The sequence below is a fragment of the Salipiger marinus genome (assembly GCF_035481585.1).
GTDB lineage: Bacteria > Pseudomonadota > Alphaproteobacteria > Rhodobacterales > Rhodobacteraceae > Salipiger > Salipiger marinus.
Map to the genome: position 1 here is coordinate 30,091 of NZ_JAYKSL010000009.1, position 18,091 is coordinate 48,181.

At 69.5% G+C, this 18,091-nt stretch carries 19 protein-coding genes; all 19 read left to right on the forward strand.

Annotated elements, in window-relative coordinates; genetic code table 11:
- The first annotated feature begins 156 nt into the window (after positions 1-156).
- The 19 genes from VK682_RS13250 to VK682_RS13340 all read left to right on the forward strand — a co-directional run bounded on the left by VK682_RS13250 (position 157) and on the right by VK682_RS13340 (position 18,086).
- Positions 157-3,585: a transglutaminase family protein gene (locus VK682_RS13250; RefSeq protein WP_230795264.1), complete on the forward strand. Its 3,429-nt coding sequence runs from the start codon at positions 157-159 to the stop codon at positions 3,583-3,585.
- A 4-nt stretch (positions 3,586-3,589) separates the two neighbouring features.
- The gene (locus VK682_RS13255; RefSeq protein ID WP_089846657.1) at positions 3,590-5,998 is read left to right on the forward strand and encodes a circularly permuted type 2 ATP-grasp protein; all 2,409 of its coding nucleotides are present in this window, start codon (positions 3,590-3,592) and stop codon (positions 5,996-5,998) included.
- 3 nt (positions 5,999-6,001) lie between these two features.
- Entirely contained in the window at positions 6,002-6,880 is an 879-nt protein-coding gene (locus VK682_RS13260) for a transglutaminase family protein (RefSeq protein WP_324782050.1), read from the forward strand.
- Between the two features lie 77 nt (positions 6,881-6,957).
- Positions 6,958-7,713 carry a sulfite exporter TauE/SafE family protein gene (locus VK682_RS13265; RefSeq protein WP_089846661.1) on the forward strand — a complete coding sequence of 252 codons (756 nt, stop codon included), beginning with the start codon at positions 6,958-6,960 and terminating at the stop codon, positions 7,711-7,713.
- A gap of 159 nt (positions 7,714-7,872) precedes the next feature.
- On the forward strand, positions 7,873-8,775 hold the full coding sequence (locus tag VK682_RS13270) for a 2-dehydro-3-deoxygalactonokinase (protein WP_230795262.1): 903 nt from the start codon (positions 7,873-7,875) through the stop codon (positions 8,773-8,775).
- A gap of 2 nt (positions 8,776-8,777) precedes the next feature.
- Complete coding sequence (locus VK682_RS13275) at positions 8,778-9,401, forward strand: 2-dehydro-3-deoxy-6-phosphogalactonate aldolase (protein WP_230795261.1); 624 nt, start codon at positions 8,778-8,780, stop codon at positions 9,399-9,401.
- A gap of 22 nt (positions 9,402-9,423) precedes the next feature.
- The gene (gene tsaA, locus VK682_RS13280; protein ID WP_230795260.1) at positions 9,424-9,915 is read left to right on the forward strand and encodes a tRNA (N6-threonylcarbamoyladenosine(37)-N6)-methyltransferase TrmO; all 492 of its coding nucleotides are present in this window, start codon (positions 9,424-9,426) and stop codon (positions 9,913-9,915) included.
- Positions 9,916-10,083: 168 nt separating this feature from the next.
- Entirely contained in the window at positions 10,084-10,896 is an 813-nt protein-coding gene (locus tag VK682_RS13285) for an urease accessory protein UreD (protein WP_165616802.1), read from the forward strand.
- Between the two features lie 3 nt (positions 10,897-10,899).
- Positions 10,900-11,202, forward strand: coding sequence for an urease subunit gamma (locus VK682_RS13290; RefSeq protein ID WP_089846667.1), 303 nt, complete (start codon positions 10,900-10,902; stop codon positions 11,200-11,202).
- Positions 11,203-11,259: 57 nt separating this feature from the next.
- A complete protein-coding gene (locus VK682_RS13295; protein ID WP_089846669.1) occupies positions 11,260-11,565 on the forward strand; it encodes an urease subunit beta in 306 nt (101 codons plus the stop codon).
- Positions 11,566-11,653: 88 nt separating this feature from the next.
- On the forward strand, positions 11,654-11,959 hold the full coding sequence (locus VK682_RS13300; RefSeq protein ID WP_131821809.1) for an antifreeze protein: 306 nt from the start codon (positions 11,654-11,656) through the stop codon (positions 11,957-11,959).
- Between the two features lies 1 nt (position 11,960).
- Positions 11,961-12,581, forward strand: coding sequence for a hypothetical protein (locus VK682_RS13305; protein WP_324782051.1), 621 nt, complete (start codon positions 11,961-11,963; stop codon positions 12,579-12,581).
- The gene (locus VK682_RS13310; RefSeq protein ID WP_324782052.1) at positions 12,581-12,955 is read left to right on the forward strand and encodes a lysozyme inhibitor LprI family protein; all 375 of its coding nucleotides are present in this window, start codon (positions 12,581-12,583) and stop codon (positions 12,953-12,955) included. Before VK682_RS13305 ends, VK682_RS13310 begins: the two co-directional genes overlap by 1 nt.
- Before the next feature lie 30 nt (positions 12,956-12,985).
- Complete coding sequence (ureC, locus tag VK682_RS13315) at positions 12,986-14,734, forward strand: urease subunit alpha (protein WP_089846677.1); 1,749 nt, start codon at positions 12,986-12,988, stop codon at positions 14,732-14,734.
- Positions 14,735-14,937: 203 nt separating this feature from the next.
- On the forward strand, positions 14,938-15,162 hold the full coding sequence (locus VK682_RS13320; protein ID WP_324782053.1) for a DUF1127 domain-containing protein: 225 nt from the start codon (positions 14,938-14,940) through the stop codon (positions 15,160-15,162).
- A gap of 130 nt (positions 15,163-15,292) precedes the next feature.
- Positions 15,293-15,859 (forward strand): urease accessory protein UreE, encoded by a 567-nt coding sequence (locus VK682_RS13325; RefSeq protein ID WP_089846681.1) that lies wholly within the window; start codon positions 15,293-15,295, stop codon positions 15,857-15,859.
- Positions 15,849-16,475, forward strand: a complete 627-nt coding sequence (locus VK682_RS13330; RefSeq protein WP_324782082.1) for an urease accessory protein UreF — start codon at positions 15,849-15,851, stop codon at positions 16,473-16,475. Before VK682_RS13325 ends, VK682_RS13330 begins: the two co-directional genes overlap by 11 nt.
- Positions 16,476-16,485: 10 nt before the next feature.
- Complete coding sequence (gene ureG, locus VK682_RS13335; RefSeq protein ID WP_089846685.1) at positions 16,486-17,118, forward strand: urease accessory protein UreG; 633 nt, start codon at positions 16,486-16,488, stop codon at positions 17,116-17,118.
- Positions 17,115-18,086, forward strand: coding sequence for a ketopantoate reductase family protein (locus VK682_RS13340; protein ID WP_230795253.1), 972 nt, complete (start codon positions 17,115-17,117; stop codon positions 18,084-18,086). Before ureG ends, VK682_RS13340 begins: the two co-directional genes overlap by 4 nt.
- Positions 18,087-18,091 lie beyond the last annotated feature (5 nt).

Sequence of the window (18,091 nt, forward strand, 5' to 3'; positions counted from 1 at the left end):
CGCAGCCCCGGCCTGCGGCGAAGAGCTTTTGCACCCGGCGCCGCCTGCCGGATAGGCGGCACGGGACCATGGAAACCGGCGGGCAGGCGGCGAGGCTTTACATCACACGGGCAAGAGGGTCTTTTGCTTCCGAGGCATCACAGGCGGACCCTTTTCATGGCGATCACGGCAAGCATCCACCATCTGACCCATTACAAATACGACCGTCCCGTGACGCTGGGGCCTCAGATCATCCGGCTGCGTCCCGCACCACATTCGCGCACCCGCGTCATCTCGCATTCGCTGAAGGTGTCGCCGGGGGGGCATTTCGTCAATCACCAGCAGGACCCTTATGGCAACTGGCTGTCGCGCTTCGTCTTTCCGGAGCCGGTGCGTGAATTCCGCATCGAGGTCGATCTGGTTGCGGACATGACCGTCTACAACCCGTTCGATTTTTTCGTGGATGACAGCGCGCAGGTCTGGCCGTTCGAATATCCGGCGGATTTTTCCGAAGATCTGACCATCTACCGCAAACCGGAAGAGGCCGGACCCCGGCTCAGGGCCTATGTCGCCTCCATCGCCCGCAAGAAGACCAACACCGTCGATTTCCTTGTGGCGCTGAACGCGCAGCTGGCGCGCGACATCGGCTATATCGTGCGGCTGGAACCGGGGGTGCAGACCCCGGACGAGACGCTGCATCTGGAACGCGGATCCTGCCGCGACACGTCCTGGCTGCTGGTGCAGATCCTGCGCCATCTGGGCTTTGCCGCGCGGTTCTGCTCGGGCTACCTGATCCAGCTCCGGCCCGATCTGGTGGCGCTGGACGGGCCTGCGGGCACGGATCACGATTTCACCGACCTGCACGCATGGTGCGAGGTGTTCCTGCCCGGCGCGGGCTGGATCGGGCTTGATCCCACCTCTGGGCTTCTGACCGGGGAATCGCATATCCCGCTGGCGGCCACCCCGCATTACCGCAACGCCGCACCGATCTCTGGCGGCTATTCCTCGGCGGGCACGCCCGAGGTCGAGTTCGACTTCGACATGACCGTGACCCGCGTCGCCGAACATCCGCGCATCACCAAACCCTTCTCTGACGAGGCGTGGCAGGCGCTGGACGCGCTGGGCCAGCAGGTGGATGCGGTGATCGAAGAGCAGGACATGCGCCTGACCATGGGCGGCGAGCCCACGTTCGTGTCCATCGACGATTTCCAGTCCGGCGAATGGAATACCGATGCCGTGGGGCCGCAGAAGCGCGCGCTGGCCGATCAGCTGATCCGGCGGCTGCGCGACCGTTTCGCCCCGGGCGGGTTCCTGCATTACGGGCAGGGCAAATGGTATCCGGGCGAAACCCTGCCGCGCTGGACCTTCTCGCTTTACTGGCGGCGCGACGGCGAGCCGGTATGGCGCAACCCCGATCTGGTGGCGCGCGAAACCGCGACCGGCGCCACCGCCGAAGAGGCCGGGCAGTTCCTGAGCCGCTTCGCGCAGAACCTTGGCCTGTCGGAAACCTATGTGCAGCCCGCCTATGAGGATCCGATGGAATGGATCCTGCGCGAGGCCGACCTGCCGGTAAACGTGACGCCCGAGGATTCGCGGCTGAAGGATCCCGAAACCCGGGCCCGCATCGCCCGGGTGTTCACCCGCGGGCTCGACCGGGCGGCGGGCTATGTGCTGCCGGTGCAGCGCATGTGGCAGGCCCGCGCCGCAGCACCGCGCTGGCAGACCGAACTCTGGCGCACGCGGCGCGGCCATCTGTTCCTTGTGCCCGGGGACAGCCCGGTGGGCTTCCGCCTGCCGCTGGGCGCGCTGCCGCATGTGGAGGCAGAGGCCTATCCCTATATCTACCCCGCCGATCCGGGCATGCCGCGCGGCGCGCTGCCGGATTTCCACGCGCTGCAGCAGGAGCGGCGCGAGAAGCTGATGGCGGAACTGGAACGCATCGCCGCCGAAGGTGCGCGGCAGGCGGCCGAAGAGGCGGCGCTGGTGCCGGAGACCACGCCGGGACAGGCGCAGCCGGTCAGCGCCCCCAAGGCGCAGGAGCCGGGCGCGCGGCTCATGGAGCAGGGCGTGGATCCGGCGGGGGGGGCTGTGCGCACCGCCATCGCCATCGAGCCGCGTGACGGCAGGCTTTGCCTCTTCATGCCGCCTGTGGAGACGCTGGAAGATTACCTCGACCTGCTCGCCACCGCCGAGACCACGGCGGAAGATCTGGGCCTGCCCATCCATGTCGAAGGCTACACCCCGCCGCAGGATCCGCGCCTGAACGTGATCCGCGTCGCCCCCGATCCCGGCGTGATCGAGGTCAACATCCACCCCGCCCACAGCTGGGACGACTGCAAGGCCATCACCGAGGCCGTCTATGCCGAGGCGCGCCAGTGCCGTCTGGGGGCGGACAAGTTCATGATCGACGGGCGCCATACCGGCACCGGCGGCGGCAACCATGTGGTGGTGGGCGGGCTCACCCCCAACGATTCCCCGTTCCTGCGGCGGCCCGACCTGATGCGGTCGCTGATCCTGCACTGGATCCGGCATCCCTCGCTCAGCTACCTGTTCTCGGGGCTGTTCATCGGGCCGACCAGTCAGGCGCCGCGCATCGACGAGGCCCGCCATGACAGCCTTTACGAGCTGGAGATCGCGCTGTCGCATTTCCCCGCGCCGGGGCAGGGCGAGCCGCCGCTGCCATGGCTCACCGACCGTCTGCTGCGCAACATCCTGATCGACGTGACCGGCAACACCCACCGGGCCGAGATCTGCATCGACAAGCTTTATTCCCCCGACGGGCCCACCGGACGGCTGGGGCTGGTGGAATTCCGCGGCTTCGAGATGCCGCCCGACGCGCGCATGAGCCTTGCCCAGCAGGTGCTGATCCGCGCGCTGCTGGCGCGGTTCTGGAAGGCGCCGGTGCAGGGCAAGCCCACCCGCTGGGGCACCACGCTGCATGACCGTTTCATGCTGCCGCATTTTGTCTGGGAAGATTTCCTCGACGTGCTGCGCGACCTTGACGATCACGGCTTCCGCTTCCGCCCGGACTGGTACGAGGCGCAGAAGGAATTCCGCTTCCCCTTCGCGGGCGAAGTCGAGTATGAGGGCGTCCACCTTGAACTGCGTCAGGCGCTGGAGCCGTGGCACGTTCTGGGCGAACGCGGCGCCATCGGCGGCACCGTGCGCTATACCGACAGCTCCGTGGAACGCATGCAGGTGCAACTGACCGCCACCGACCCCTCGCGCTACACCGTGGCCTGCAATGGCCGCCCGGTGCCCTTGGCGCAGACCCGCACCTCGGGCGTGCGGGTGGGTGGCGTGCGCTTCAAGGCATGGCAGCCCGCCGAGGCGCTGCACCCGACGCTGGCGGTCAACGCGCCGCTGGTCTTCGACATCTTCGACACATGGACGGGCCGCGCGCTGGGCGGCTGCACCTATCACGTCGCCCATCCCGGCGGGCGCAATTATGAAACCTTCCCCGTCAATTCCAACGAGGCCGAGGCCCGCCGTCTGGCCCGGTTCGAAAAGATGGGGCACACGCCCGGCAGCTACTGGCCCGCGCCCGAGGCGCCGCATCCGGATTTCCCGATGACGCTGGATCTGCGCCGGGCCAGCTGGATCTGACCCAGTGCAGGACGGCGCGAAGGTCAGTGCACCGGACGCGGTGCAGCGGTTTCTGCAGGGCTACCGCCCGCCTCCGGGCGTGGCGGACGAGCTTTTGCAGCGCGATGGCCGTCTGCGCCCGGTCTGGGCGCCGCTGATCCGCCATCTGGCCGCGCAGGGGCCCGAAACGCGGGCCCGCGCCTTTGCCCGGGGCGACCAGTATCTGCACGATACCGGGGTCTATTTCCGCCAGTATACCGGCGACGGCTCGACCGAACGCAACTGGCCGCTCAGCCATGTGCCGGTGGTGATCGCGGCGCAGGAATGGGCGCAGCTTGCCGAAGGCATCACCCAGCGCGCGGAACTGCTGGAACGGGTGATGGCCGATCTTTACGGCCCCGGCGCGCTGGTGCGCGACGGCCATCTGCCCGCCGATCTGGTGGCGCGCAACCCCGAATGGCTGCGCCCGCTGGTGGGGGTCAAGCCGCGCTCGGGACACTACCTGCACTTTCTCGCCTTCGAGGTAGGCCGGTCCCCGAACGGCTCGTGGCTGGTGCTGGGCGACCGCACGCAGGCGCCCTCGGGGGCCGGATTCGCGCTGGAAAACCGCATGGCCACCTCGCGCGTGTTCCATGACGTGTATCCCGGCGCCAATGTCGAACGGCTGGCCGGGTTCTTCCGGGGCTTCCGCGACGCGCTGAACGGGCTGCGGCAGGGCAGCGAAAGCCGGGTGGGCATCCTGACCCCCGGCCAGCACACCGACACCTATTACGAACACGCCTATATCGCCCGCTATCTGGGCTTCATGCTGCTGGAATGCGAGGATCTGATCGTGCGCGATGGTGCGCTGGCGGTGCGCACCGTGGGCGGGGCAGAGCCGGTGTCGGTGCTGTGGCGCCGCCTTGATTCCCGCTTCGCCGATCCGCTGGAACTGGACGAGACCTCGGCGCTTGGCACGCCGGGCATGGTCTCGGCGCTGCGGGCAGGCGCGCTGACCATGGTCAACTGCCTCGGCTCCGGCGTGCTGGAGGCGCGGGCCCTGCAGGCCTTCCTGCCGCGCATCTGCCGGGCGCTGACCGGCGCGCCGCTGAAGCTGCCCAACATCGCCACATGGTGGTGCGGCCAGCCGCGCGAACGCGCCTATGTGCGCGACAATCTGGAACGCATGATGATCGGCCCGGCGCAGTCCACCAAGCTGCCCTTCGACATGGATGCGACCACGGCGCTTGGCGGGCGCTTCCGTGGCGCGGCCCAGCCCTCGGTGCTCGACTGGCTGGAACGCGAGGGCGACACGCTGGTCGGGCAGGAGGCGGTGACGCTGTCCACCACCCCCGCCATGGTCGAGGGCCAGCTGCGCCCGCGCCCCATGGTGATCCGGGTCTTTGCCGCGCGCACCGCCGAGGGCTGGACCGTGATGCCCGGCGGCTATGCCCGCATCGGCCAGAGCGGCGATCCCACCGCCCTTGCCATGCAGGCGGGCGGGGCGGTGGCCGATGTCTGGGTCACCTCCGACCAGCCGGTGCAGGCCGAAACGCTGGCCGCGGCCCCGGCGGGCCCGTTCCTGCGCCGCCAGCCGGGCCAGCTTCCGGCGCGGGCGGCGGACAATCTCTACTGGCTGGGCCGCTATGTGGAACGGGCGGAAAACGGCGTGCGCCAGCTGCGCGCCTACCACCTGCGGCTGGAGGAATACGGCCCCCGCGCCGTGCCGCTGGTCACGCATCTGGCGCGGTTTCTGGCGGGCTTCGGGCTGGATCCGGCCCCCCATCCGCTGCCGCGCGGGCTTCTGGCGCATTTCGACGCCTCGCGCGGCTGCGCTGCCAAGGTGCGGGACCGGTTCTCCACCGATGGCTGGAACGCGCTGTCGGATCTGGCCGCCACCGCCCATGACCTGCAGGGCCGCGCCCAGCCCGGCGACGATGCCGCCCGCGCCATGAGCGTGCTTCTGCGCAAGATCGCGGGGTTTTCCGGGCTGGTGCATGACAACATGTTCCGCTTTCTGGGCTGGCGGTTCCTGACCATCGGCCGCGCGGTGGAACGCGCCGACCAGATGGCTGCGACCCTTGCCGCCTTCACCGCGCGGGACACGCCGCGCGGTGGCTTCGACGTGGCGGTGGAGGTGGGCGACAGCGTGATGACCCATCGCCGCCGCTATTCGGTGGAATCGGGCCGCGACACGGTGATCGACCTGCTGGCGCTTGACCCCGACAACCCGCGCAGCCTGCGCTTCCAGCTCGATCTGCTGCTGGAGGAGGAGGCGCGCCTGCAGCCGCCGCCTGATCGCGGCCCCTTGGGCGAGGCGGGGCGGCGCATCCTTCTGGCGCGCACCGGGCTTGCGGTCGCCACCCCCGACCAGATCACCGGCGCGCGGCTTGCCGCCCTGCGCCGCGATCTCGCCGCCATCTCCGACGCGCTTACCGCGCAGTATCTGAGCTGAGCCATGCCGCAGGATTACGACATCACGCTGAAGATCAGCTACCATTACGACAGCCCCGCCGCCGCCAGCCGCACCCTGCTGCGGATGCTGCCCCGCACCGAACCGGGCCAGCAGCTGCTGGCGGGGGTGGTCACCGCCGATCCGGCCCCGGGCTGGCGCCGCGACGACACGGATTTTTTCGGCAATGCCACGACCGAAATCGCCCACGAGGCGCGGCTGACCCGCATCGTCTTCCGCTTCGACGGGCGGGTGCGGCGCGCGCTCGACAGCGGCGCGCTGGATCTGTCCTGCGGCCTGCCGGCGCTGGCGCAGCAGGTGGCGGCGCTGCGCGACATCGGCGCGGCGAGCCCGCATCACTTCCTCGGCGCCTCGCCACGCATCCCCGCCGATCCCGCCATCGCCGCCTTTGCCCGCGCCTGCGTCGGCCCCGACATGTCGGCGCAGGCCGCGGTGCAGGCGGTGTCGCGGGCGCTGCACGGGCATTTCACCTTCGATCCCACCGCCACCGACGTGGCGACCCCGCCCGCGCAGGCCTTCCGCGCCCGGCGCGGCGTCTGTCAGGACATGGCGCAGGTGATGATCTGCGCGCTGCGGGCGCTGGGGATCCCCGCAGGCTATGTGTCCGGCTTCCTGCGCACCCTGCCGCCCAAGGGCCGCCCGCGTCTGGAAGGCGCCGATGCCATGCACGCCTGGGTGCGGGCGTGGTGCGGGGCGGATGCGGGCTGGATCGGCATCGATCCCACCAATGACATGGCCGCGGGGGGCGACCACATCACCGTGGCCTTCGGGCGCGACTATGCCGATGTGGCGCCGATCCGCGGCGCGCTGCGCTCGGCGGGGCGGCACCGCACCACCCATCAGGTCGACGTGATCCCGGTCTGACCGCCAGATCGCGGCTTTCCTCCGCCGCCAAGGCACGGCATGACGGGCCGGGGCAGGCAGAGGCAAAGGATCACGGCATGGAAAGTTCGGCAGCATTCTGGATCGCGGCGGGGCTGGCCACGTGGTTTGTCGGCGCCTCCAAGGGCGGCCTGCCGATGATCGCCATGCTGGGCGTGCCGATCCTGTCGGTCTTCACCACCCCCGCCGCCGCCGCAGGGCTGCTGCTGCCCATGTATATCCTCGCCGACCTCTATGCCGTCTGGCTGTTCCGGGGCCAGTATTCCGCGCGCAACCTCGCCATCCTCATCCCGGCCTCGGCGCTGGGCATCGGCGCCGCCTTCTTCTTCGTCTCGCGCGTGCCGCCCGAGGCGGGCAAGCTCTTGGTGGCGCTGATCGGGCTTGGCTATCTTGCGGACGCGCTGCGCAAGCGGCTGGCGCGCGATTTCCGCCCGCGCGCCGCCGATGTGCCGCGCGGCCTCTTCTGGGGCGCGCTGGCGGGCTTCACCAGCTACATCTCCCATGCGGGCGGCCCGCCGTTTCAGGCCTATACCCTGCCGCAGAAACTGCCCAAGATGACCTTCGCGGGCACCTCCACCATCCTTTTCGCCTGCGTGAACTGGATGAAGCTGCCGCCCTATATCCTCGCGGGACAGGTCAGCTGGGACAGCCTCGCGCAGATCGTCTGGCTGGCGCCGCTTGCGCTCTTCGGCGCGTGGTCGGGCTACCGCATCACCCGCATCCTGCCGGAGCGGCTGTTCTTCGCCTTCGTCAATCTCGCCCTGCTGCTGCTTTCGCTCAAGCTGCTGCAGGAGGTCGCCGTGGCCTGGCTCTAGGCTTCCAGCGGCCCCAAATATCCCGGGGGAGCCCCCGCAGGGGGCGGGGGCAGCGCCCCCTCTGCCTGCCCCTTCCGCCCATGGGCAAAGGGGCCGCTCTTGCACCGCCGCAGGGGGCGGTATACCAGATGCGCAGCCATGGCAGGGGAGGGCAGCACCATGACCACGCAACCCGACTGGATCGCCGTCGACTGGGGCACCTCGCAGCTGCGACTGTGGCAGATGGCGGGCGATGGCACCGTGCTTGACCGCGCCGAAAGCCCCGAAGGCATGGGCCGTCTCACGCCGTCGCAGTTCGAACCGGTGCTGCTGCGCCTCTTGGGCGATCTGCCCCGGCGCGACGCGCCGCTTCCCGTCATCATCTGCGGCATGGCGGGCGCGCGGCAGGGCTGGGCCGAGGCGCCCTATGTCCGCACCCCCTGCGCCCCGCCCGGGCTTGCGCAGGCGCTGCGCGTGCCGGGCACCGATCCCCGGCTTGCGGTGCACATCCTGCCCGGCGTGGCGCAGGACAGCCCCGCCGACGTGATGCGCGGCGAGGAAACGCAGGTGGCGGGGTTTCTGGCGCTCAACCCGCGCTTTGACGGGGTGATCTGCCTGCCCGGCACCCACAGCAAATGGGTCCATGTCAGCGCCGGAGAGATCGTGTCCTTCCGCAGCTACATGACCGGCGAGATCTTTGCGCTGCTCTCGGGGCAGTCGGTGCTGCGCCACGGTCTGGCCGAGGGCTGGGACGAGGCAGCCTTTGCCGCCGGGGTCGATCAGGCCATGGCGCGGCCCTCGGGCTTTGCGGGGGATCTGTTCACCCTGCGCGCCGAAGGGCTGCTGCACGGGCTCGACGGCGCCGCCGCGCGCGCGCGCCTCTCGGGCCTGCTCATCGGCATGGAACTTGCCGCCGCCAAACCCTACTGGCTGGGCCAGAACGTCGCCCTGCTGGGCGCGTCAGGCCTTGTCGCCCATTACCGCACGGCGCTGGAGGCGCAGGGCCTGCCGGTCCTGATCGCCGATGCCGACCGCATGACGCTTGAAGGGCTGAAATCCGCCCGCACCCCCAAGGAGGCCTGACCATGACCCGCGAGCTGATCGCCATTCTGCGCGGCCTGACCCCCGCCGAAGCTCCCGCCGTGACCGAGACGCTGATCAAGGCCGGGCTGACCCGGATCGAGGTGCCGCTCAATTCTCCCGATCCCTATGACAGCATCGCCGCCATGGTCGCGGCCTATGGCAGCGCGGCAGAGATCGGCGCGGGCACCGTGCTTGCGCCGGAACAGGTGCTGCGCCTGCGCGACATCGGCGCGCGCATGGTGGTGTCGCCCGACACCAACCAGCGCGTCATCATGGCCACCAAGGCGGCGGGCATGGACAGCTATCCCGGCGTGCTGACCCCGACCGAGGCTTTCACCGCGCTGCGCGCCGGGGCGGACGGGCTGAAATTCTTCCCCGCCTCGCTGCTGGGGCCCGCCAATCTGGCCGCGATGAAGGCGGTTCTGCCGCAGGGCACCCGCACCTACGCCGTGGGCGGGGTCGAGGCGGACAACATGGCCGACTGGATCGCGGCGGGCGTCACCGGCTTCGGCATCGGCAGCTGGCTTTACAAGCCGGGCCGGTCGCTGGAGGATCTGGCGGCGCGGGCGCGCGACGTGGTCGCAGCCTATGACGCGGCGGTGGCCGCACGCGACAGCGCGCATTAGGACCGCCGGAAAGGGCGCCGCCATGACCGATCCCGCCGATCCCTCCGGTCCGCGCCCCGGCGAAACCGCCGTGGCGCTGCCCCCCGCCGGGGATGCGCAGCTGCGCTTCATCGGCCGGATCGAGACGCCCTTCGCCACCCGCGCCGACTGCCCGCGTCAGGGCGATCCCGACCATGGGCCGGACTGCCTGATCCATCTCGATCCGGTCTGGCTGCCCGCGCTCGCCGGGCTGGAGGAGGTGGAGCGCCTGCAGGTCTTCTACTGGCTGCACGAGGCGCGGCGCGACCTGCTGACCCAGCGCCCGCGCCATGCCAGCGCGGCGCGAGGCACCTTCGCGCTGCGCTCGCCGGTGCGGCCCAACCCGATCGGCCTGTCCACCGTGCGGCTGCTGCGCCGTGACGGTCCGGTGCTGGTGGTGCGCGGGCTCGACTGCCTGTCGGGCACGCCGCTGATCGACCTCAAGCCGCTGCACTGCCCCCATGCTGCCGGGCGCGACGCTGCCGGGGACGCGTGATCGCAAAGCGCCCTTATTTCTGGCATTTCCGCAAAACCTGCCCGGAACATGCGCAGACGCCCTCCGCCCGCGCGGCACAGGGGCCCGCAGCCTTGCCTCTGCCGCAGGGCAGGGCCTATCCGCGGCCCGCAGCCGGAGGACGCCGCCATTCCCTATGACCCGCCCCTGATGACCTCTCCGCCTTCCGCCGCACAGCGTGCGCGGGGCAGGGGGCGGCTGTCGGCGCGGGCGCGGGCTGGGCGCAGCGTCATCGGCGATCTGCACATGTCGGGCAGCACCAAGCTGCTGTTCCCCCGGGCCGAGGCCGCGCTGCAGGCGGTCTTGCTCAACACCTCGGGCGGGGTGACGGGGGGCGACCAGTTCGCGCTGGAGGCCGAGGCGCTGCCGGAGGCGCATCTGGTGCTGACCACGCAGGCCGCCGAACGCATCTACCGCGCGCTGCCGGGGCAGCCCGGGGTGGTCGACACCCGCCTGCGTCTTGGTGCGGGCGCGCGGCTGGACTGGCTGCCGCAGGAGACGATCTTTTTCGACGGCGCGGCGCTGGACCGCGCGCTGTCGGTGGACATGGCCGGGGATGCCCGCCTCTTGCTCTGCGAGCCGCTGATCTTTGGCCGTCACGCCATGGGCGAGCGGGTGCGCGACCTGCGCTATACCGACCGCATCGACATCCGCCGCGACGGGCGCCTGATCTGGGCCGACCGGCTGGCGCTCGGCGGCGATGCCGCCGCGCGTCTCGCCCATCCCGCCGTGGCAGACGGCGCCGAAGCCATGGCCACAATCGTGCTGGCCGCCCCCGGTGCCGCCACACAGGTGGAGGCCTTGCGCGGAATCCTGCCCGAACGCGCCGGAGTGTCCGCCCTGACGCCCGAGCTTGTGGTGATCCGCATGCTGGCCATTGACGGGTTCGAGCTGCGCCGCCACCTTTGCCCCATCCTGCGCCGTCTGAGCGGCGCAGACCTTCCACGACCCTGGATGATCTGACACATGCAACTGACCCCCCGCGAAAAGGACAAGCTTCTTGTCGCCATGGCCGCCGAAGTGGCCCGCAAACGCCTCGCCCGTGGGGTGAAGCTGAACTATCCCGAAGCGGTGGCGCTGATCACCGATGCGGTGGTCGAAGGCGCGCGCGATGGCCGCTCCGTCGCCGAGATGATGGAGGCGGGCGCGCAGGTGATCCGCGCCGACCAGTGCATGGAGGGCGTGCCCGAGATGATACATGACGTGCAGGTCGAAGCGACCTTTCCCGACGGCACGAAGCTGGTGACCGTGCACAACCCGATCCGCTGAAGGAGCCCTGCCGATGATTTCCGCCCCCCTGACGCCCGCCCCCGTGGAGAACCGGACATGATCCCCGGAGAGGTGTTTCCCGCCGCGGGCGAGCTGCGGCTGAACGAGGGCCGCGAGCCCGTGACGCTGATGGTGGCCAATACCGGCGACCGCCCGGTGCAGGTCGGCTCGCATTATCACTTTGCGGAAACCAATCCTGCGCTAGATTTTGACCGTGACGCCGCGCGCGGGCTTCGGCTCGACATCGCGGCGGGCACCGCCGTGCGGTTCGAACCGGGCCAGCGCCGCGAGGTTCAGCTGATTCCCCTTGTGGGGGCGCGGCGCGTCTATGGCTTCAACCAGCAGATCATGGGCCCGCTCTAGGGCGTCGCCCGCACAGGAGAATGCGTCCAATGCCGTCTTTTTGTCCCAAGGCTCCGGTCCGGTGCCAGCCCGCCGCGCGGTCCGCGTCATGACCCCCCTGTCGCCATTCCGCCTGTGGCAGATGGGCATGGAAAACGCGATGATGCTCTGGGACGTGCAGACCGTCATGGCGCTGCGGCTCAGCGGGCTGGCAGGGCTGCACACCCTGCCCGCAGGCGAGGCGTCGCGCATGATGTCCGAAAAGCCCCCCGCCTTTGCGCAGGCGTTTTTCGCCTGGCAGAAGGCGCTGATGTCCGGCGGGGACTGGAACACGTCCAACAGCGCCTTCACCCGCCCGCTCGCGCGCAAGGCGCGGGCGAACCGCAAGCGTCTTACCGGCAGCAGGAGGAAATGACATGTTCCCGGCCCTGACCATGAGTGCCGCCTTCATCCGCATGGGCGGAGAGGCATACCGCCAGCAGATGCGCCGTGCGCAGGTCGTGATGGAGATGGGGCTGCGCCAGCAGCGCCTGTTCATGAGCCTGCCCGCCTCGGCGCTGTCCGCCGTGCCTGCGGCGTCGATGGGCATCTGCGGCCCGGTGGCCCTGACCCCGCGCGCCAAGCCGACCGTGGCTGCCGCCGCCGCAGCCGTGGCGAAGCCCGCAGCGCCCAAGCCCGCCGCAGAGACACCCAAGGCGGAGGCACCCAAGCCCGCGCCCAAGCCTGAGCCCGTCAAGGCGGAGGCGGCGCCCGCGCCCGCCAAGCCCGCAGCGGCGCCTGCGCCGAGCACATCCAAGGCCGAGGCGGCGGCCCCCGCCAAGGCTGAGGTCAAGCCAACCCCCGCCAAGGCGGAGGCCAAACCCGCGCCTGCAAAGACAGAGGCGGCTCCGGCGCCGAGCACGGCCAAGACAGGTGCCGCTCCTGCCAAGCCGGTCCGCGCCCGCAGCCCGCGCGCGGCTGGGGCCGCGCCGAAACCGCGCAGCCCGCGCCCCAAGGCACAGCCCGCCCCCAAGGGCGACGGCGGGTCCGGCTCCTGATGGCGTTCTCCTCCCGAATCCTCACGGCGGTGCTGGCAGGGCTTGTCCTGCTGGCGCTGGCCCCGCAGGCCCGTGCCGCCTGTTCCGATGCCACCACCACCGTCGAGATGGGCACCTGCGCACGCGGCGAGCTTGACGGCGCGGATGCCGAACTGAACCGCGTCTATGCCGAACTGCAGAGCCGGGTCAGCCCCGAACGCATGACGGGCATCCGCGACGCGCAGCGGCTGTGGATCCCGTTCCGCGATGCCGCCTGCGACGCCGAAGGCGCGATGTATGAAGGTGGCTCGATGCAGGGCATCGCCACGGTCACCTGCCTGACCAAACTCACCCAGCGGCGCACCGAAGATTTGCGCGCGCTGCTGCCGAACTGACCAGACCTTATTTCAGGGGACCGACCGACCATGCCCGCCACGATTTCCCGCCGCGATTACGCCGCCATGTATGGCCCCACCACCGGCGACCGGGTGCGGCTGGCCGATACCGACCTCATCATCGAGGTGGAGCGTGACCTGACCGCCGCACGCGCGGGGCAGGGCATGGGCGCGCCCGGCCCGGTCTATGGCGAGGAGGTGAAGTTCGGCGGCGGCAAGGTGATCCGCGACGGCATGGGCCAGTCTCAGGCCACCCGCGCCGAAGGGGCGGTGGACACGGTCATCACCAATGCGCTGATCGTGGACTGGACCGGCATCTACAAGGCCGATGTCGGGCTGCGCGACGGGCGCATCCACAAGATCGGCAAGGCGGGCAACCCCGACACCCAGCCCGGCGTCGACATCGTGGTCGGCCCCGGCACCGAGGTGATCGCGGGCGAGGGCCGCATCCTGACGGCGGGCGGCATGGACAGCCATATCCATTACATCTGCCCGCAGCAGATCGAGGATGCGCTGCATTCCGGCCTGACCACCATGCTTGGCGGCGGCACCGGCCCCGCCCATGGCACGCTCGCCACCACCTGCACGCCGGGGCCGTGGCATCTGGGCCGGATGCTGCAGGCCGCCGATGCCTTTCCGATGAACCTCGCCTTTGCGGGCAAGGGCAATGCGGCGCTGCCCGGCGCGCTGATCGAACAGATCAAGGGCGGCGCCTGTTCGCTGAAGCTGCACGAGGACTGGGGCACCACCCCCGGCACCATCGACAACTGCCTGTCGGTGGCCGATGACTGGGACGTGCAGGTGATGATCCACACCGACACGCTGAACGAAAGCGGCTTTGTGGAAAACACCGTCGCCGCGATGAAGGGGCGCACCATCCACGCCTTCCACACCGAAGGCGCGGGCGGCGGCCATGCCCCCGACATCATCCGCATCTGCGGCGAGGAGTTCGTGCTGCCCTCCTCGACCAACCCGACGCGGCCCTACACGGTCAACACGCTGGAAGAGCATCTGGACATGCTCATGGTCTGTCACCATCTGGACAAGTCCATCCCCGAAGACGTGGCCTTTGCCGAAAGCCGCATCCGCCGCGAGACCATCGCCGCCGAGGACATCCTGCATGACATGGGGGCGTTTTCCATCATCGCCTCCGACAGTCAGGCCATGGGCCGGGTGGGCGAGGTCATCATCCGCACATGGCAGACCGCCGACAAGATGAAGAAACAGCGCGGCGCGCTGGCGGACGAGACCGGCGACAACGACAATTTCCGCGTCCGCCGCTACATCGCCAAATACACCATCAACCCGGCCATCGCCCATGGCGTCAGCCAGCATATCGGCAGCATCGAAGAGGGCAAGCGCGCCGATCTGGTGCTGTGGTCGCCCGCCTTTTTCGGGGTGAAGCCGGAAATGGTGATGATGGGCGGCACCATCGTCTGCGCGCAGATGGGCGATCCCAATGCCTCCATCCCCACGCCGCAGCCGGTCTATTCCCGGCCGATGTGGGGCGCCTATGGCCGGTCGGTGGAACATTCCGCCGTCACCTTCGTGTCGGAGGCGGCGCAGGCCGACGGGCTGCGCGACAAGCTGGGGCTGGCCAAGCAGACCCTCGCGGTCAAGAACACCCGTGGCATCGGCAAGCGCGACCTGAAGCTTAACGACGCGCTGCCCCGGATCGAGGTGAACCCCGAAACCTATGAGGTGCGGGCGGATGGCGAGCTTCTGACCTGTGAACCGGCCCGCGTGCTGCCCATGGCGCAGCGCTATTTCCTGTTCTGACCGGGCGGCGGGGCCGGGCCCGGGGCGCGCCTGCGCCGCGTGCCGTCTGGCCCCGCCTCCAACCGCGGGCACAAAGCCGTTGATTTTGCAAGCGTTGCGCCGGTGGAAAGATCGTTATGCAGATGCAGCATTTGTGGATCACGGCAGCATGGCTTACCTAGGTGTCAAGGGAGGGGACCTGATAACACAAAGGAAGGTTTCCCATGGCATTTCTGACCGCCAGTGCAAGCGACCACACCACCTCCGGCTCGGCTATTGGCCGTTTCTTCTCTGCCATCGGCAATGCGCTGGTCGCAATCGGCGAAGCAAATCCGCGCCTGCGCCGTGTCGAAGCGCTGCAGCGCCTGTCGGACGAACAGCTGGCCGCACGCGGGCTGAAGCGCGAAGACATCGTGCGTCACGTGTTCCGCGACGTGTTCTACCTCTAAACCATCGGTCCGGCGCTTTCGCGCGCTGCGCCTCAGGCGTTTTCAAGGCCACGGTCCGGTTGACCCCGGAGCGTGGCCTTGCCATGTCCGGCCCGATGTCCCACCCTGCCGTCATCGCACCGGAGTTCTTATGACCCAGCTTCCCACCTGCCATGCCATCGCCCGCAAGGGCCATGCCGCAGACGCCACGCTGACCGTGACGCTGTCTTACGAAGACCGTTTCCTGCGCCGCAAGGTGCTGACCGCCGACAGCGGCGAGGCGTTTCTGGTGGATCTGGCCCATACCGAAAGTCTGGATCAGGACGATGCCTTCCTGCTGGGCGATGGCCGCGCCGTGCGGGTGCTGGCGGCGGCAGAACCGCTGCTGGCCGTGTCGGGCGCCGATCTGCCGCGGCTGGCATGGCATGTGGGCAACCGTCATACGCCCTGCCAGATCGAAGCCGCGCGGCTGCTGATCCAGCGCGATCACGTGATCCGCGACATGCTGGCCCGGATCGGCGCCGAGGTGACCGAGGTGACAGAACCCTTCACCCCCGAGGGTGGCGCCTATGGCCATGGCCGCACCCATGGCCATGACCATTCCCACAGCCACGGGCCCGCGCCGGTGCAGGCCCATGCCCATGCCCATGCGCACAGCCATTCCCATGGACAGGACCACGGGCACAGCCACGGTCACGACCATCCGCATGACCACTGACGCGCTGCTGGTGCTGCATCAGCTGTTTTCACCGGCCTTTCCGGTGGGCAGCTTCGCCTATTCGCACGGGCTGGAAACGCTGGTGCAGGAGGGGCAGGTGACCAGCGCCGCACAGCTGCAGGACTGGCTGGCGGTGGTGCTGGAACAAGGCGCGGGCTGGTCCGATGCCCTGCTGCTGGTCGCCGCCGCACGGGGGGAGGATGTGGCGGATCTGGCCATCGCACTCGCCCCCTCCGCCGAACGGCGACTGGAGACGGGCAAGCAGGGCGAGGCCTTTGCCAAGGCTGTCTCCGCGCTCTGGCAGATCGAACTGGCCCCCGCGCCCTATCCCGTGGTGGTGGGGCAGGTGGTGGCGGCGCTGGACCTGCCGCTGGAGGATACGCTGCGGCTTTACCTGCACGCGTTTGCCGCCAATCTGGCGGCGGCGGGCATGCGTCTGGTGCCGCTGGGCCAGACCGAGGGGCAGGCGGTGATCCGGGCGCTGGCGCCGCTCTGTTCGGATCTGGCGCGGCGCGCGCTGGAGGCGGATCTGACCCGGATCGGCACGTTTTCTCCGCTGGCCGATATTGCCAGCCAGCGCCACGAGGCGCTCTATTCCCGCATCTTCAGATCATGACGGAGGCAGCATGACATCCCCGAACGGACCCCTGCGCGTGGGGCTTGGCGGCCCGGTGGGCGCGGGCAAGACCACCCTGACCGCAGCCCTTGCCCGTGCCCTGCGCGACCGGCTGTCCATGGCGGTCATCACCAATGACATCTACACCCGCGAGGATGCCGAGGCGCTGATGCGCCAGCAGGTTCTGCCGCTGGACCGCATCCGTGGCGTGGAAACCGGCGGCTGCCCGCATACCGCGATCCGCGAAGATGCCTCGATCAACCTTGCCGCGATTGCCGAGCTTAACGCGCAGTTTCCCGATCTGGACCTGATCCTGATCGAATCCGGCGGCGACAACCTTTCCGCCACCTTTAGCCCGGAACTGGCGGATGTGACGATCTATGTGATCGACGTGGCCGCAGGCGAGGAAATCCCCCGCAAGGGCGGCCCCGCCATCACCAAATCCGACATTCTGGTCATCAACAAGACCGACCTTGCGCCCTATGTCGGCGCCTCGCTGGAGGTGATGGAGCGTGACGCCACGCGGATGCGCGCGGGCAAGCCTTTCGTGTTCACCGCCCTGCGCCACGGGCAGGGGCTCGACCAGATCATTGACCTGCTGGCCCGCATCGGCGGGCTGCCCCTGTCGGAGGAAGCCGCATGAGCCGTTTTGTCATTCTTGGAGTGGGTGCCATTGGCGGCACCGTGGCCACGCTGCTGTCCAATGCCGGAAGGGAGGTTCTGGGCATCGCGCGCGGGCGCCAGCTGGAGATCCTGCGCGAGGGCGGGCTGACCCTGCGCACGCCCATGGGCAGCCAGCACGCGCGCTTCCCGGTCGCGGCCAGCCCGCAGGAGGCGGGGCTGCGCCCGGATGACGTGATCCTGCTTTGCGTCAAGACCCAGCACACCGAAGCGGCGCTGCTGCAGCTGCGCGAGGCGGGGATGACCGACCAGCCGCTGTTCTGCCTGCAGAACGGCGTTGCCAATGAACGGCTGGCGCTGCGCTATTTCCCCAATGTGCATGGCGTCACGCTGATCCTGCCCGCCGATTTCGTCTCGGCGGGCGAGGTGGTGGCCTATGGCGCGCCCTGCACCGGCCTGCTGGACATCGGCCGCTTCCCGGGCGGCACTGACAAGGCCGATGTGGCGCTGGCCGAGGCGCTGACGCAGGCGGGCCTGCCGTCAGAGGTGCGCGGCGACGTGATGGCCAGCAAGTATCGCAAGCTGCTGGTGAACCTTGGCAATATCGTCGGTGCCGCCCTTGGATCGGACGAGGGCACCGAGGAGATTCTGGCAAAGCTCAAGGCCGAGGGCGAGGCGGTGATGGCAGCGGCGGGGATCGCCGTTGATCCGGCGGACCGCGACGCGAAGCGCCGCGTCGGCAAGATGAAGATCTCCGAAGTGCCCGGCGTCACCCGCGTTGGTAGTTCCACCGCGCAGAGCCTTGCGCGCGGGGCGGGGTCGGTGGAAACCGATTACCTCAATGGCGAGATCGCGCTGCTGGGGCGGCTTCACGGCGTGCCGACCCCGGCCAATGCGTGGTTCACCGACCTTGCCGCGCGGCTGGTGCGCGAAGGTGCCGCCCCCGGCGCCGTGTCGAAGGCAGACATCGCCAAGGCGCTGGGTCTCTGACCCCG

Coding starts and splice junctions, on each gene's coding strand:
- VK682_RS13250 (WP_230795264.1), top strand. CDS start 157: ATGGCGATCACGGCAAGCATCCACCATCTGACCCATTACAAATACGAC.
- VK682_RS13260 (WP_324782050.1), top strand. CDS start 6,002: ATGCCGCAGGATTACGACATCACGCTGAAGATCAGCTACCATTACGAC.
- VK682_RS13265 (WP_089846661.1), top strand. CDS start 6,958: ATGGAAAGTTCGGCAGCATTCTGGATCGCGGCGGGGCTGGCCACGTGG.
- VK682_RS13270 (WP_230795262.1), top strand. CDS start 7,873: ATGACCACGCAACCCGACTGGATCGCCGTCGACTGGGGCACCTCGCAG.
- VK682_RS13275 (WP_230795261.1), top strand. CDS start 8,778: ATGACCCGCGAGCTGATCGCCATTCTGCGCGGCCTGACCCCCGCCGAA.
- tsaA (WP_230795260.1), top strand. CDS start 9,424: ATGACCGATCCCGCCGATCCCTCCGGTCCGCGCCCCGGCGAAACCGCC.
- VK682_RS13285 (WP_165616802.1), top strand. CDS start 10,084: ATGACCTCTCCGCCTTCCGCCGCACAGCGTGCGCGGGGCAGGGGGCGG.
- VK682_RS13290 (WP_089846667.1), top strand. CDS start 10,900: ATGCAACTGACCCCCCGCGAAAAGGACAAGCTTCTTGTCGCCATGGCC.
- VK682_RS13295 (WP_089846669.1), top strand. CDS start 11,260: ATGATCCCCGGAGAGGTGTTTCCCGCCGCGGGCGAGCTGCGGCTGAAC.
- VK682_RS13300 (WP_131821809.1), top strand. CDS start 11,654: ATGACCCCCCTGTCGCCATTCCGCCTGTGGCAGATGGGCATGGAAAAC.
- VK682_RS13305 (WP_324782051.1), top strand. CDS start 11,961: ATGTTCCCGGCCCTGACCATGAGTGCCGCCTTCATCCGCATGGGCGGA.
- VK682_RS13310 (WP_324782052.1), top strand. CDS start 12,581: ATGGCGTTCTCCTCCCGAATCCTCACGGCGGTGCTGGCAGGGCTTGTC.
- ureC (WP_089846677.1), top strand. CDS start 12,986: ATGCCCGCCACGATTTCCCGCCGCGATTACGCCGCCATGTATGGCCCC.
- VK682_RS13320 (WP_324782053.1), top strand. CDS start 14,938: ATGGCATTTCTGACCGCCAGTGCAAGCGACCACACCACCTCCGGCTCG.
- VK682_RS13325 (WP_089846681.1), top strand. CDS start 15,293: ATGACCCAGCTTCCCACCTGCCATGCCATCGCCCGCAAGGGCCATGCC.
- VK682_RS13330 (WP_324782082.1), top strand. CDS start 15,849: ATGACCACTGACGCGCTGCTGGTGCTGCATCAGCTGTTTTCACCGGCC.
- ureG (WP_089846685.1), top strand. CDS start 16,486: ATGACATCCCCGAACGGACCCCTGCGCGTGGGGCTTGGCGGCCCGGTG.
- VK682_RS13340 (WP_230795253.1), top strand. CDS start 17,115: ATGAGCCGTTTTGTCATTCTTGGAGTGGGTGCCATTGGCGGCACCGTG.